The 15,410-nt window shown below is 37.1% G+C and carries 12 protein-coding genes; 10 read left to right on the top strand and 2 right to left on the bottom strand.

What is annotated here, in order from left to right:
* Positions 1 to 477 precede the first annotated feature (477 nt).
* The 10 genes from galE (at position 478) to ABN236_RS15625 (ending at position 13,785) form a co-directional block, all read left to right on the top strand.
* Positions 478 to 1,494: a UDP-glucose 4-epimerase GalE gene (galE, locus tag ABN236_RS15670; protein WP_270755047.1), complete on the top strand. Its 1,017-nt coding sequence runs from the start codon at positions 478 to 480 to the stop codon at positions 1,492 to 1,494.
* Between the two features lie 45 nt (positions 1,495 to 1,539).
* Positions 1,540 to 2,595 carry a UDP-glucose--hexose-1-phosphate uridylyltransferase gene (locus tag ABN236_RS15665; protein ID WP_270755049.1) on the top strand — a complete coding sequence of 352 codons (1,056 nt, stop codon included), beginning with the start codon at positions 1,540 to 1,542 and terminating at the stop codon, positions 2,593 to 2,595.
* A gap of 132 nt (positions 2,596 to 2,727) precedes the next feature.
* Positions 2,728 to 3,888 (top strand): galactokinase, encoded by a 1,161-nt coding sequence (gene galK, locus ABN236_RS15660; protein ID WP_349474373.1) that lies wholly within the window; start codon positions 2,728 to 2,730, stop codon positions 3,886 to 3,888.
* A complete protein-coding gene (galM, locus tag ABN236_RS15655) occupies positions 3,888 to 4,958 on the top strand; it encodes a galactose-1-epimerase (protein WP_349474372.1) in 1,071 nt (356 codons plus the stop codon). Before galK ends, galM begins: the two co-directional genes overlap by 1 nt.
* 183 nt (positions 4,959 to 5,141) lie before the next feature.
* Positions 5,142 to 6,152 carry a substrate-binding domain-containing protein gene (locus ABN236_RS15650; RefSeq protein WP_349474371.1) on the top strand — a complete coding sequence of 337 codons (1,011 nt, stop codon included), beginning with the start codon at positions 5,142 to 5,144 and terminating at the stop codon, positions 6,150 to 6,152.
* A gap of 330 nt (positions 6,153 to 6,482) precedes the next feature.
* The gene (locus tag ABN236_RS15645) at positions 6,483 to 8,117 is read left to right on the top strand and encodes a sodium/sugar symporter (RefSeq protein ID WP_349474370.1); all 1,635 of its coding nucleotides are present in this window, start codon (positions 6,483 to 6,485) and stop codon (positions 8,115 to 8,117) included.
* Between the two features lie 257 nt (positions 8,118 to 8,374).
* A complete protein-coding gene (locus tag ABN236_RS15640; protein ID WP_349474369.1) occupies positions 8,375 to 10,402 on the top strand; it encodes an IreA family TonB-dependent siderophore receptor in 2,028 nt (675 codons plus the stop codon).
* A gap of 165 nt (positions 10,403 to 10,567) precedes the next feature.
* On the top strand, positions 10,568 to 11,425 hold the full coding sequence (locus ABN236_RS15635; RefSeq protein ID WP_228766686.1) for an alpha/beta hydrolase: 858 nt from the start codon (positions 10,568 to 10,570) through the stop codon (positions 11,423 to 11,425).
* Positions 11,426 to 11,823: 398 nt separating this feature from the next.
* On the top strand, positions 11,824 to 12,990 hold the full coding sequence (locus ABN236_RS15630) for an MFS transporter (RefSeq protein WP_099074867.1): 1,167 nt from the start codon (positions 11,824 to 11,826) through the stop codon (positions 12,988 to 12,990).
* Positions 12,991 to 13,206: 216 nt separating this feature from the next.
* A complete protein-coding gene (locus ABN236_RS15625) occupies positions 13,207 to 13,785 on the top strand; it encodes a DUF1287 domain-containing protein (RefSeq protein WP_349474398.1) in 579 nt (192 codons plus the stop codon).
* A 478-nt stretch (positions 13,786 to 14,263) separates the two neighbouring features.
* Here the strand turns inward: ABN236_RS15625 and ABN236_RS15620 are convergent, their stop codons facing one another.
* Together ABN236_RS15620 and ABN236_RS15615 are read right to left on the bottom strand one after the other, a co-directional pair.
* Positions 14,264 to 14,647, bottom strand: coding sequence for a YkgJ family cysteine cluster protein (locus ABN236_RS15620; protein WP_088496001.1), 384 nt, complete (start codon positions 14,645 to 14,647; stop codon positions 14,264 to 14,266).
* A gap of 408 nt (positions 14,648 to 15,055) precedes the next feature.
* Complete coding sequence (locus tag ABN236_RS15615; protein ID WP_075670926.1) at positions 15,056 to 15,400, bottom strand: DMT family protein; 345 nt, start codon at positions 15,398 to 15,400, stop codon at positions 15,056 to 15,058.
* Positions 15,401 to 15,410 lie beyond the last annotated feature (10 nt).

The raw sequence follows: 15,410 nt of genomic DNA, 5'->3' as shown, positions 1-15,410 counted from the left end.
TGTAAGTATCTATACAATAAAACACTTATTAAGTTGTAAGTATCTATACAATAAAACACTTATTAAGTTGTAAGTATTTATACAATAAAGCACTTATTAAACAGTAAGCATTTTATTGAGAGTGTTCTTACTCCGCTTAAACATATTAGCGGGGATGTTAATAAGGTATGATAAAACGTATTGAATGTCAGTTTTATCATGTAATTAACTGATTGATCGAGATGTAACCGTTTACTTTGAATGGGTACTATTTTTAGTAGTGAAGAGGTGGGATGTATTACGTATTTTATTAACTTACTGTAATACAATTCTAAACTAAGATTTTTATAAAAATTAAGTGTGTGCGAAAAGAGTGTAAACGTTTACACTAAATGTCGGTTTGATCACGAAATAATTCTGTTGATCTTGTTAAACTCTGTCTCAGTGAACAGAAACCGTCTTGCGCTTTTCCTTTGAATTGAATCAAAAGAGGTGAATGTGGAAATATTAGTAACAGGTGGTATGGGATATATCGGTAGTCATACATGCGTACAAATGATTGAAGCAGGCATGACACCGATTGTTTTAGATAACCTTAGCAACGCCAATGAAGAAGTCCTTAATCGTGTTGAAGCTCTAACAGGTAAACGCCCTCTGTTTTATAACGGTGATATTCGTGATGACCAGCTATTAGCATCAATCTTTGCTAAGCATTCTATTCAGTCTGTTATTCATTTTGCGGGATTGAAAGCGGTTGGTGAATCTGTTCAGAAACCAATTGAATATTATGACAACAATGTTAATGGCACATTGGTGCTAGTGCGTTGTATGCGTGATGCGGGCGTAAAAAGCATTATTTTTAGCTCATCTGCAACAGTTTATGGTGATCCTCAAGTTGTTCCTATTACTGAAGATTCACCAGTAGGGGGTACAACTAACCCTTACGGCACCAGTAAATATATGGTTGAGCGCATTTTATCTGACTTATTTGTTGCGGATGAAAGTTGGTCTATTAGTTTGCTGCGTTACTTTAACCCAGTAGGGGCGCATCCATCAGGAACGATGGGGGAAGATCCTAAAGGTATTCCAAATAACTTAACCCCTTATATTTCTCAGGTGGCAATTGGTCGTCGTGAACAAGTGGCTGTCTTTGGTGATGATTACCCAACAAAAGACGGTACAGGTGTTCGTGATTATATCCATGTTATGGATCTGGCTGATGGTCATATAGCAGCATTAAATGCGTTAGGTAAAAAAGCGGGCTTACATATTTATAATCTGGGAACCGGTAACGGGACTAGTGTAATTGAAATGATTGAAGCATTTCGTAAAGCTAGTGGTAAACCTATCCCTTATCAATTACAAGCTCGTCGTCCGGGTGATATTGCAGAATGTTGGTCAAGCCCTGCAAAAGCAGAGAAAGATTTACATTGGAAAGCTATTCGTTCAATTGATGATATGGCAGCGGACGCTTGGCGTTGGCAGTTACAAAATCCAAATGGTTATTTGAAATAAGATTTAAAATATTCAGATAATCTTGAATAAATAAGAGAGAAGGTTATGTCGAAACTGATTTTTGATCCTGTTGAACATCCTCATCGTCGTTATAATCCGTTAACTGGTCAGTGGATTTTAGTTTCCCCACATAGAGCGAAACGACCTTGGAATGGCAAAGATGAAAAGCCTCAGATTGCGACACTTCCCTCTTATGATCCTCACTGCTATTTGTGTCCGAATAACACTCGTGTCTCTGGTGATAAAAATCCAGATTACACAGGAACGTATGTCTTTAATAATGACCACTCTGCATTGTTGCAAGACGAATATCATGTTGAACCTTCATCGAATCCTTTATTTCAAACTCAAGCCGTAAGAGGAATTAGTCGAGTCATCTGTTTCTCTCCTGATCATGGAAAAACCATTCCTGAATTACCCGTCAGTAGTTTACGTAAAATCGTTGATACTTGGGATAATCAAATAGAAGAACTCAGCAAAGAATATCTTTGGGTTCAAGTGTTTGAGAATAAAGGTGAAACGATGGGGTGCTCTCAACCTCATCCTCATGGACAAATTTGGGCGAGTGATTTCTTACCTAATGAATTAGCGCGAAAAGATACGCAATTAAAAGCTTATTTTGAAAAATACGGGCGTAATCTATTAATCGATTATGTTGATGCTGAATGTAAAGATACAAGTCGTACCGTAGTTGAAACAGAGCATTGGCTGGCGGTAGTGCCTTATTGGGCTTCTTGGCCTTATGAAACGATGTTATTGCCTAAAACGCATATTCGCAGAATGAGTGAATTAAATAGTGCTCAGCGAGATGATCTTGCCATAGCAATGAAAAAATTAACAAGTCGTTATGATAATTTATTCCATTGTTCTTTCCCTTATTCTATGGGATGGCATTTTGCGCCTTCTTTTAAAGACAATAGAAATATCGATCACTGGCAATTACATGCGCTTTACTATCCGCCATTATTACGTTCAGCCACTGTGCGCAAATTTATGGTGGGATATGAAATGCTGGCGGAATCGCAAAGAGATCTAACACCAGAACAAGCCGCGAATAATTTACGTCAATTAAGTGACATTCATTATAAAGAGCAACGTTAATAACCAGCAATATGGCACGGTATTTTAATTAATCTGCTTTTTGCGCACGAAATAAATTAAATCAAACATCTCATTATTTACATAATGTTGTGGTGGGATTTTTATTACTTAATTTTAAGCTAAGGATTTATTATGCAGGCACTTATTAATAATGTGACTCGTTCATTTTCATCTATTTTTGGTTACGCACCTACACATTTTATTCAAGCGCCTGGTAGGGTAAATCTTATTGGTGAACACACTGATTATAATGATGGGTTTGTTTTACCTTGCGCCATTAATTATCAAATGGTCGTTGCCGCAGCAAAACGAGAAGATAACATTATTCGTGTCATTGCGGTTGATTACCAAAATGAAGTTGATGAATTTAACCTCGATAACAGTATTGAGTTTGTACCTAATAAAATGTGGGCTAACTATGTTCGAGGTGTTATTCATTTTCTACAAAAAGATAACTACTCTTTTCATGGTATGGATATCGCGATATCCGGAAATGTCCCTCAAGGTGCAGGGTTAAGTTCTTCTGCTGCGTTAGAAGTTGCCATTGGTCAAACGCTTAAAACACTTTATCAATTACCTATTAGCCAAAAAGAGATCGCATTAAATGGCCAAAAAGCAGAAAACCAATTTGTTGGTTGTAACTGTGGCATTATGGATCAGCTTATTTCGGCTTGTGGTGAAGAAAATCATGCACTATTAATCGATTGCCGTTCATTAGAAACGTCAGCCGTAACAATGCCTGAAAATATGGTTGTGATGATTATCAATACCAATAAAAAGCGCGGTTTAGTTGATAGTGAGTACAATACCCGCCGTCAACAGTGTGAAGAAGCTGCTCATATTTTAAATGTGGCGGCATTAAGAGACGCCTCATTAGAGGATTTACTTGCTAAAAAAGCATTAATGAGTGAAGTGGTTTATCGTCGGGCACGCCATGTTATTACTGAAAATAGCCGTACATTAGATGCCGCAGAAGCCTTACGCCGTGGTGATCTAACCACGTTGAGTCAGCTAATGATGCAATCACATCACTCTATGCGTGATGATTTTGAAATCACTGTTAAAGAGGTTGATTCATTAGTTGAAATCGTGAAATCAGTGATTGGTGATCGTGGTGGTGTGAGAATGACTGGTGGTGGATTTGGTGGTTGTGTCGTAGCATTAGTAACACCAGATTTAGTGGATAAAGTCGTTGACTCTGTTAAAGCACAATACGAAGCTAAAACAGGATTAAAAGAAACTATCTATGTCTGCTCTGCAAGCCAAGGAGCGGGCTATTCGGAGGCAAAATAATGGCGACTAATGAGCTTCGTTTTCTTGAACCTGAGCAAATGACAGCACAACCTGCATCAGATGGAAAACCTGCACAAATAGTGGTGCTTAAAAATCGTTTTGGTATGTCTATCTCTTTAATGGATATTGGCGCAACTTGGTTAACTTGTATTGTGCCGGTTAATGGATATCGTCGAGATGTGTTATTAGGCTCTGCGGATATGAATGCCCATAAACAACAAACTGCGTATTTAGGTGCAACGGTTGGGCGTTTTGCTAATCGCATTGCAGGGGCTAAGTTTGTAGTCGAGGGGCAGGAATATAAAATTAGTGCGAATGAAGGTAAAAATACCTTACATGGTGGTAAGCAAAACTTTAGTCATCTCCGCTGGGGGATCACTGCACAATCCTCTCAATCTGTCACTTTTTCACTGATCTCTAATGATGGCGACCAAGGTTTTCCCGGTACGGTGAAGGTAAGTGTGACCTATACACTGACAGACAATAATGAAGTATGTATTGATTATCACGCGATGAGCGATAAAACAACGCCATTAAGCTTAACTAACCATGCTTATTTTAATCTTGCTGGCGAACATACTGAACGCACTGCACTTGAACATGATTTAAGAATTTGTGCGACTCATTATTTAAAAAATGGTGAAGGCAACATTCCTACGGGGGAGTTTGCAAGTGTAATAGGAACAGGGTTTGATTTTCGTAAATTAAAACGTATTGGTCTGGATTTTATGGTAGATGAGTGCCAAAAAGCCGCAAATGGCTACGATCATGCGTTTATTTTAGATAAGAAAGCGATTGAAGATAAAACCCCTGTCGCAACCGTTATTGCACCTGAAGGCGAGCTCAAAATGGATGTCTTTACAACCATGCCTTCTGTTCAGTTCTATACAGGCAACTTTTTGGTAGGAACAAGAGGAAAGAGTCGTCATTACGGTAATTACTCAGGTTTAGCATTAGAAACACAATATTTCCCAGATGGCCCTAATCATCCAGAATGGCATGAAAACCAAGGTATTTTACCTGCAAATACAGCGTGGAATAGCCAAACAATCTATAAGTTTTACTCGTAACAATAAAAGGAAAGTGTAAACGCTTTCCTTTTCACTATTTATTTGATCTTTTTACTTTTTAAATTTCACTTCTTCGCTGATAATCAAGCCACTTAAATTCTATTACTCCCTTTTTTCTTTGTTTGTAGATTAACGGCTCGTTATTTCTTAACCATGAATAAAGGTGATCCATAAGGGGTGGATATGGCGACTATCAAAGATGTAGCAAAAGAAGCAGGAGTTTCTGTTGCTACTGTGTCTAGAGTCATTAATAACTCGCCGAAAGCAAGCCAAGCATCTATCGAAACCGTTAATGCAGCGATGCAAAAATTAGGCTATCGACCTAATGCGGCAGCAAGGGCTTTGGTTAGTCAGAGTACGCAAACCTTGGGTGTTTTAGTGCATGATGTTTCCGACCCCTTTTTTGGCACTCTTGTGAAAGCGGTTGATAACGTTGCAAGACAATCAGGCAAGCACATCTTGGTTTGTAATGGTTATCATGATGCTCAAGATGAACGCCAATCTATCGAGTTATTGATTAATAGTCGCTGTGATGGTCTTGTGATCCACTCAAAAGCACTCTCTGATGAAGAGTTGCTAGCTTATGCTCATGAAGTTAAAAGCATGGTGTTGATTAACCGCTTTATTCCTGAAATTGCTGAACGTTGTGTCGCTTTAGATAATTATAAAGGGGCATGGATGGCAACCGAGCATCTGATCCGTCAAGGTCATACCAAAATCGCTTATATTTCATCTACTCATCATATTGAAGATACAACACAGCGTCTTGCTGGTTATAAAGCTGCATTGGAAGCCAATAATATCAAGTTACCTGAAAGTTATATCGAATATGGTGAGCCCGAAGGTGAAGGGGGTGAAAAGGCAATGATGCATCTGCTAACCAAATCAATCGATTTTACAGCTGTAGTGACTTACAACGATTTTATGGCTGCGGGGGCTTTATCTGTTCTTGATGAAAATGAAATCCCTGTTCCTGAAAAAATTTCCGTTATTGGCTTTGATGACGTATTAATTGCACGCTATATTCACCCTCGTTTAACCACAGTGCGTTATCCTGTACAAATGATGGCAGAACAGGCAGCAGCACTGGCCATCAGGCTTTCTAAAGGTGAAATGCTCGAACAAAAACAACGTATTTTTTCGCCAACATTAGTTCAACGTAATTCTGTTTTTAATCTTAGCCACCTCTCTTAATCTTAATTACCTCATTTATTATTCAGCCAAGTTGATCCTCTTAATGAGCTTTATGAGATTAAGAGGTTATTCTTACTTGAGCTGTGTAATCGTTATCATTTTTTGGCTTTTTAACGATTGTTTAGATATCTGAATTTTATTAAATAAAATATCCATCGTGTTTTAGGCATTAAATAATGCTTTACTCGTCATGGTAATCGTTTGTTTTCCTGTTTTATGATCCATTTACGTAACATAAGCGATAAATTTGTGAACAGAGTAACGGAAAAGGATTGTGAAAACGTTTACATTAAAATTCTATTCTCTCTATGGGTCTGAAAGGAAAATATTATGCATACAGAAGGTGTTGGGTTAAGCACAATAGATTATGCAATTTTTGCCCTCTATGTCGTGATCATTATTAGTCTAGGATTATGGGTTTCTCGTTCTAAGGATGGCGAGAAAAAAGGAACAAAGGATTATTTTCTTGCAGGTAAAACCCTTCCTTGGTGGGCAATTGGTTCTTCGCTTATTGCAGCTAATATTTCAGCAGAACAATTCATTGGTATGTCTGGTTCTGGTTTCTCCATTGGTCTTGCTATCGCATCTTATGAATGGATGGCAGCACTGACATTAATTATTGTTGCTAAATACTTTTTACCTATCTTTATCGAAAAAGGTATTTATACCATTCCTGAATTTGTCGAGAATCGTTTTAAAAGTCGTAACTTAAAAACCATTCTTGCGGTGTTCTGGTTAGCGTTATTTATCTTTGTTAACTTAACATCGGTCCTTTATTTAGGTTCATTGGCATTAGAAACCATCCTTGGTGTACCAATGATGTATGCCATTGTTGGTTTAGCATTATTTGCTGTTATCTATTCACTTTATGGTGGGCTATCTGCTGTTGCGTGGACAGACGTGGTACAAGTGTTCTTCCTTATCCTTGGTGGTCTGTTTACCACAGTATTAGCCGTCAGCTATATCGGTGGAGATGGTGGGATCATGGAAGGTTTGAGCAAAATGACACAAGCTGCGCCAGATCACTTTAAAATGATCTTAGAGAAAGATAACCCACAATTTATGAACTTACCGGGTATCGCGGTGCTGATTGGTGGTTTATGGGTTGCTAATCTCTATTATTGGGGCTTTAACCAATACATTATCCAACGTGCTTTAGCCGCTAAATCTATCAATGAAGCACAAAAAGGGCTCGTGTTTGCTGCATTCTTAAAACTAATTGTGCCTGTTCTTGTCGTTGTGCCGGGTATTGCTGCATTTGTTATTACCACTAACCCTGAATTAATGGCAGGTTTAGGGACTATGGCACAAGAGCATATTCCAACGTTATCACAAGCAGATAAAGCCTATCCTTGGTTAACTCAGTTCTTACCAGTAGGTGCAAAAGGTGTTGTTTTTGCTGCACTTGCCGCTGCAATCGTTTCATCTTTGGCATCTATGCTTAACTCTATCGCGACTATTTTCACGATGGATATCTATAAAGAATATATTGGACCAAAAGCTTCTGAAACACGTTTAGTGAATGTGGGTCGTATTAGTGCGGTTGTTGCTTTAATTATTGCTTGTTTTATTGCGCCATTATTAGGTGGTATCGATCAGGCATTCCAATATATTCAGGAATATACAGGATTAGTGAGCCCAGGGATTTTAGCGGTATTCCTATTAGGTTTGTTCTGGAAAAAAACGAATGCAAAAGGTGCAATCATTGGTGTGGTTTTATCTATACCGTTTGCGTTGTTCCTAAAGTTAATGCCGTTAGGTATGCCATTCCTTGATCAAATGATGTACACCTTTATGTTTACTACGGTTGTAATCGGTTTAGTCAGTTTAACTTCGACTAAAACAGATGACAGCATAGGGGCGATTGCATTAACAGATAAAACCTTTAAAACACAAAGCGGATTCAATATTGCTTCCTACGCCATTATGGTCGTCTTGTGTGTGCTTTACGCCGTATTCTGGTAATAACAAGACTGTAATTTGTTAATTTTCTAAATCTAAAAATACCCTACAAAACGAGACAAAGCAGATGGTTATGCCATCTGCTTTTTTTGTGTTTGAGATCTGCTATTTCTGCACTTAATCGGAATGGCTCTAATTTGCTTTGATACAGATTAAAAAAAAACACTAAATATGAAAAGAAAATCATTCTCATGATTATTTGATTAAGATAATATCAATCATTCTCATTATTATAAACGTTATAAATTCAGGGGATCTTTATGAACTTTAAAATGGGCGTATTAACAGCCTGTATTTTATCTGCCTCTTACCCGCTGTATGCACAAGAAAACAAAGAAGAAAAACTTGTTGTATCAGCATCAGGGTTTGCTCAACAAATTACAGATGCACCAGCAAGTATCACCGTGATCAGCAAAGAACAACTGGCGAAGAAACCAGTTCATGATTTAGCCGATGCAGTAAAAGGCGTTGAAGGCGTTAGCATTAATGGTAATGCCAATAAACAAGAAATCACGATGCGTGGTCTACCGGGTGAATACACACTTATTCTTGTGGATGGCCGTCGCCAAAATAGCCGTGAATCACGTCCGAATGGGAGTGGTGGTTATGAAGGCGGCTTTATTCCACCAGCAGATGCGATTGAACGTATAGAAGTTATTCGTGGACCAATGTCATCTCTGTATGGTTCAGACGCAATGGGTGGTGTTATCAATATCATCACGAAACCAGTAACAAAAGAGTGGCACGGCTCTGTTGCACTTGGCGGTACACTGCAACACAACCGTGATGCTGGTGATTCTATTAATGGTGATTTTTATCTTTCAGGGCCATTAATTGAAGATAAATTAGGCTTACAGCTTTACGGTAGTAGCTACTTACGCGCAGAAGATAAAATCACTTATGGTCAAGGTCGTAATGACAATAAAAATATTACGGCGAAATTGGCATTCACACCGACTGATAATCAAACCATTTTATTAGAAGCGGGTCGTAATACGTTACAGCGTACAACGACACCGGGTAAATCCATGAGTGAAGCTGGAAAGAATGGCCCTAATAAGTTTTTAGAGACAAATAATGACCGTAATCATTGGGCATTAACCTATAAAAACCAATTTGATATTCTGCACTCAGAATTAAGCGTTTATCAAGAACAAACTAAGCGTATTCAAAAAACAGAATCCATCGATAAAATTACCAATATCAGTCATAGGTATTATGAAGATCGCCGCCCTGAAATCACCAATACTGTTTTTGATGCCAAATTTACCGCTTTTTTACCTGATAACGTGATGACTTTTGGCGGACAATATCAATATGCACGTTTAAAAGATGAATCTTCTATTGGTGGAAAAGAAGTTAAGCAATCTACTATTACTGCGGATCAAAAAGCGCTATTCCTTGAAGATGAATATAGCGTAACAGATAATCTAGCACTAACAGGTGGTGTACGTCTTGATGACCACGAATATTACGGTAATCACTGGAGCCCAAGAGCGTATGCTGTTTATCATTTAACGGATGAATTCACTTTAAAAGGCGGTGTGGCGAAAGCCTTTAAAGCCCCAAGTTTACGTGAAATCAGTCCTGAATACGGCACTTCAACAGAGAAAGGTAAGGCGATTATGTACGGTAATCGTGACTTAAAACCTGAAACCTCTGTCAGCCAAGAAATTGGTATTGGTTATGATAATGGAGATGGTGTTACCGCAAGTGTGACTTTCTTTAATACTGATTTTAAAGATAAATTAACTAGCTATGACACTGGCGAAATAGATCCAATTACAGGTTTAAAACTGTATCAATACGATAATGTGGGCAAAGCAAACATTAAAGGGATTGAAACAACGGTAGGATTCCCGATTGCTGAAAGCTGGCATGTCAATGCGAACTACACCTATATCGATTCAGAACGTAAAAGTGATGATGAAAAACTGAGTTCTGGTGAATCCTTAAAAGGCTATCCATTAGATATGACTCCAAAGCACAGCGCCAATGCGCGAGTTGATTGGCAGTTTGATGAAGCGACCAGTTTTTATGCCAATACGGCTTATACTGGGAAACAAATCTGGGCTGCACAAAGAAATAATAGCGATGGAGCGCGTTATCGTAGTGGGTATACAACCTTTGATTTAGGAATGACCTACAACTTTAATAAAAATACCATGTTTAACTTTGCGGTATTAAATATTACAGATGAAACAGGTCCTGCTGTAAATGATAAAGGTGGTAACTGGGTTGTCGATGAAGGTCGTCGTTATTGGGCGAACATTAAATATAGCTTCTAATCGAGCCTAAATTTAAATTAAACCCCGTATTAAATATGGGGTTTATTTTTTATTTTTATTTTTATTTTTATTTTTATTTTTATTTTTATTTTTATTTTTTATGGCTCTCTATTATTTTCATCTTAATGGTTCACTTTTTAAAATTACTGACAGAGTATCTGATTTATGCGAATACTAATGTTATGTGGAATGATTATGTTATCTGCGGTTGCTCAAGCTAGACCTAACCAAGAAGTGCCTGAAATAGAATCTCAGGCTCACTCTTATTATCAAATTACAAATAAAGAAGTGGCGTATGAAGGAAAACAATATCGCCTCTTTCTTGCTATTCCTAAAAATACCACTAAGACAGCGTTAATTTATAGTGTTGATGGAAATGCTCAGTTTCCATTGATGATAAATGAAGCCATAAAGCAGAAAAATAAACCGCTACCTGCCATTATCAGTGTGGGATATGTAGGTGATAAAGCTTACTTTATTACAGAGAGAACGCATGACTACACACCAAGTGTAAAAGGTGAAGCATTTAGCCGAGGCGGAAACGCAGAGAATTTTTATCAATTTTTCTTAACGCAAGTAAGACCTTATGCGTTAGAGCAACTTGCCAAAGAACACGTTTCTATTACTCAGCAATCCTTGTTTGGTCACTCTTTTGGCGGTGTATTTACCCTCTATGTTCTATTCAATCATCCAGAAACATTTCAACGCTATATCGCAGCAAGTCCATCATTATGGTGGGGAAAAGGCGAATGGGTGAAAAAAGAGCAATGGCAATCTATTCCTAATGATATTTATATTGCAATAGCCTTAGGTGAAAAAGAAGAAACCCCAGATCTAAGTCGATTAAGTGAAGAGCAACAGAAAAATTATCAAGAGCGTAGTAGTTGGTTAACGCAACGTCAGCTATGCCAATATCTATCGGAAGCAGGAAAACAGTGTGAGTTTTATCTGTTTGAAGGTAAAGGTCATGGGGGTTCAATTCCCGATGCGATTAATATTGCTTTAGAAAAAAGCATAGAATAAACAAAAGCATCTCTTTATTTTTAGCTATCCTATTGGCTAACGATAGGATAGTAATGAATATTTATTATTTTGGTTTTGTTTTATACGTATTTATTCGTAATTTTCTTAATAAAAAATACTTATCTTTTAATAAAAATAAATATCAGGTTAGAGCTATTTCTTTTTGGTAGAAAAAGACGATAATCATGATTGATATAAATAAAATTGTTTTCTGACATTAGATTTTATAATTTTATTTATCATCATTTAAACGCTATATTCGCGTCTCCTGAATTTAGGGACGCCATCCACTGTTTTCACCTTTGTTTCTTTTATCTTTCCTAGATAAAAGAACCGCCTCTATCAGGCATCGAGAAAACAGCGCATCATCAACCGTTTTGATTGTGGAGACGAGGGTAGTGAAACAGAACACTACTTTGGTACGCAAAGGCGACAGTACATTAGTACCTGTGGCTGGGTTAACGGTATTTGCTATCGCGTCAGGCTATTTAATGAGTTTAATTCCACTGTCTATGAGTAGTTTTGGAATGGATACGCTCTATGCCAGCTGGTTAGCAAGTATTTATTTTATTGGATTATTAATAGGTTCAGTCATGATAGAGCCTATTATTGCAAGAATAGGGCATCGTCTTTCTTTCGTTGTGTTTTTATTATTGCTGGCAGTGACTGTCGGTGTATTGCCTTTAATGCCTTATTTATCAGCATGGATGGTTTTCCGTTTTATTGGTGGTATGGCGGTTGCAGGTATATTTGTTGTTGTCGAGTCATGGCTATTAATTGGTGATAATCCTAAAGAGCGAGCTAAACGCTTAGGTTTTTATATGACCTCGCTTTATGGTGGCACAACATTAGGACAATTGGCGATTGGTGCAATTGGTACACAAGGCGCTATCCCATTTATGGCGATATTAGTTTTATTATTAATCGCCGTATTACCGCCTCTGCTTTTTAAACAAGGGCAGCCACAAGGGCACGATCATAAAAGTTTGTCACTTAAGCAGATGAGCCGATTAAATAAAGCAGCTCTAGTGGGCTGTATGGTGTCAGGCGTTGTGATGGGCAGTATTTATGGCATGATGCCATTAGCTTTAAATCAAGGGCAATTTACAACAGACCAAATAGGTGTGTTGATGGCTGCGATTATTTTAGGCGGTATGGTGGTTCAGCCTATTATTAGCAAATTGTCTGTGATGATAAGCAAAACACTGTTATTAGCGATGATGTGTTTAGTGGGCGTGTTTGCTATGGGACTGACATATCTTTCTAGCGATTATATGGTGCTTATTATTGCACTGGCGCTATTGGGAATGTCTTCTTTTGCACTTTATCCTATCGCTATTACATTGGCATGTGATCATGTGAATGCGAGCTATATTGTCGCTATTACACAAGTAATGCTATTAAGTTATAGCATTGGTTCTGCTATCGGGCCTTTAGGGGCGGGGATGTTTATGGCGCAAGCCAATAACGGCATTATGAATTTCTTCTTTGTGGTGTTATTAGTGACGGCAATTTACATGCTCTTTGCAAGTTTACGTCGTAAAAGCCATATTGTGTTGAACTAAACCGTTTTCTCTTACTTGTTCTCTTTCTTATTCTCTTTCTCTTATTTATCAGCCGAGCTTACCGTAAAGGTGGCTCGGTTTTTTATATCTATTCTAAAAACGAATTAAGACTTCCCTTATATTTTTATGTTGTGCTTTATCAGTATAAACAGATAACGTCATTCCTTTCTTAAATAATGGATTTAACTTTTTCATGGAGAACATACAGTGAATATAATGAAAATTAGCGTTTTACTCTTACTCACTATGCCTTTTTCAAGTGTCCAAGCGATAACTTCAGAACAAAATAAAAAGCTGGTGGAGTACGCTACTGATTTACCAAGAGCCGTATTTTACGACTCTGATTATCGTAAAATAGATTACCCAATGGGAGATGTACCCGCCTATAAAGGGGTATGTAGTGATGTGATCATTCGTAGCTATCGTGGCATTGATATCGATTTACAAAAATTATTGCATGAAGATATTAAAGCAAATTTTTCAGCTTATCCAAGTAAACGGATGTGGGGATTAAATAAACCTGATACGAATATAGATCACCGTAGAGTTCCTAATTTAGAAGTCTTTTTCACACGAAAAGGAAAAGTAAAACCGATTACAAAAAATGCAGAAGATTATGTTCCAGGCGATATTGTTAGCTGGCGCTTAGATAATGGACGGCCTCATATTGGGATTGTAGTAAATAAGAAAAGCGGAGATAACCAACGCTATCTAGTTATGCATAATATTGGATTTGGACAAGTTGCTGAAGACGTTTTATTTTCATGGAAAATAACGGGTCATTTTACCTACTAAATAGGCGAATGAGGAAAAATTGAAGCGTTTAGTCTTTTATGGAAAATAAAATAGAAGTAACAACAGTAAAATAAATCTGAAACTTATACGATAAGTAAAATAATGCCCATACTGATTTTATCTAAAGTATGGGCATTATTTCTGGGGAAGAATATTTTCATTAGAAATATTCATAATTATTCCTCTAAGCCACCGAGTAACATACTAACGACAGCAGTAGAACAGATAAAAGAAAGGAAAAGGATAAAAAAAGAGCTACTGATCATAATGCCCTCCAAATTTATGACTATTTTTAAATAAAAAACCTCACTAAATACACATTATTAATTCATTACCTTATATACTAGGTCATTTAAAAATAAAGTCAAACTAACGTATTATTTAATAATGATTTTTTGTTTTTTAATTTTATTTTTTATAAAAATAAATATATTGGATGGTATTAAATGATCAGGAGGGGCTTAACCCCTCTGATGTCTTACGCGGTGTGAGGCAAGATGGTGTGAGTTAATGGAGGCAAACCATAAGCCGCTCTTGCACGATCACAAGCTTCATTAGGAATGCCATTTACCCAAGATTGTTGAAACTCACGACAAGGAGAAGGGCGTTGTTCGTAGATGGAACAGCTTACACACTCTCCCACTTCACCAATCAGTTTGTCACAACGTGGTTTTTTAGAGTTGGTTCCTTTCATGCAAGAAAGAAAAGGTGTTAACGGTTCTGTTAATTCATCAGGAACCACACCTCCACCACTTACCATTTCTGCCCAATAGAACGAAACTCTAAAATAGGCGCAACAAGCACCACAATGCATACAGGGATTATCCTGCATATAAATAAAATCGTTAGAATGTTTGCTCATACCAGATACCATTTTATCTGACGTTAAAGTGACAAAACACACCTTTTAAGGGTGCGGTAGCTTAAGAGAGGCAAAAAAAAGATAGAGAAACGATGCTTCTCTTAGAGCAACCATTATGCGCCGAATGAAAAATATTTTTCAAGAGAAATGTTTCTGCATATAGAATATATTTATCACAAAACAGACTATTATTTTGGAAAATAAATCTAGATAGACTATATGACTTAATGGTAAGCGGTGATGCTATTTTATCCTCTGTAAAAACCACAATATAAATAGTATTAAAAATAATCAAAAGATCAGATTTTAGATAAATAAAAGCCTTATCAAACTTGATAAGGCGATAATAAAAGAAGTGTAGATGAGATGCTGAAAAAACGAGCTGGAGATATCTACTAATAAGCTTTTCTAAAATGGTCCTTTAAAAATAAATAAGGCACCAGCACCAATCAAAAGAAAACCAATAAAGTGATTTAAAGTGAAATTTTCGCCTAAGTAAGTCACCGAAAAAATAGCAAAAATAGTTAATGTGATTACTTCTTGTATGGTTTTTAATTCTGCTGCACTGTAGTAATTATGACCAATCCGATTTGCGGGTACAGCAAAACAATATTCAACAAATGCAATCAACCAGCTTAAAATAATGACAACAATAAGAGGTTTATTGCCATATTTTAGATGGCCATACCAAGCAAATGTCATAAAAACGTTGGAAATAATGAGAAGAATAATAGGCGTAAATTTATAGAACATATTGGTGATA

This window comes from Proteus sp. fly-1013, from assembly GCF_040140245.1.
GTDB classification, from domain to species: domain Bacteria; phylum Pseudomonadota; class Gammaproteobacteria; order Enterobacterales; family Enterobacteriaceae; genus Proteus; species Proteus mirabilis_B.
Note: the sequence above shows the minus strand (reverse complement) of the source record. Positions and strands in the feature narration are given on the sequence as shown.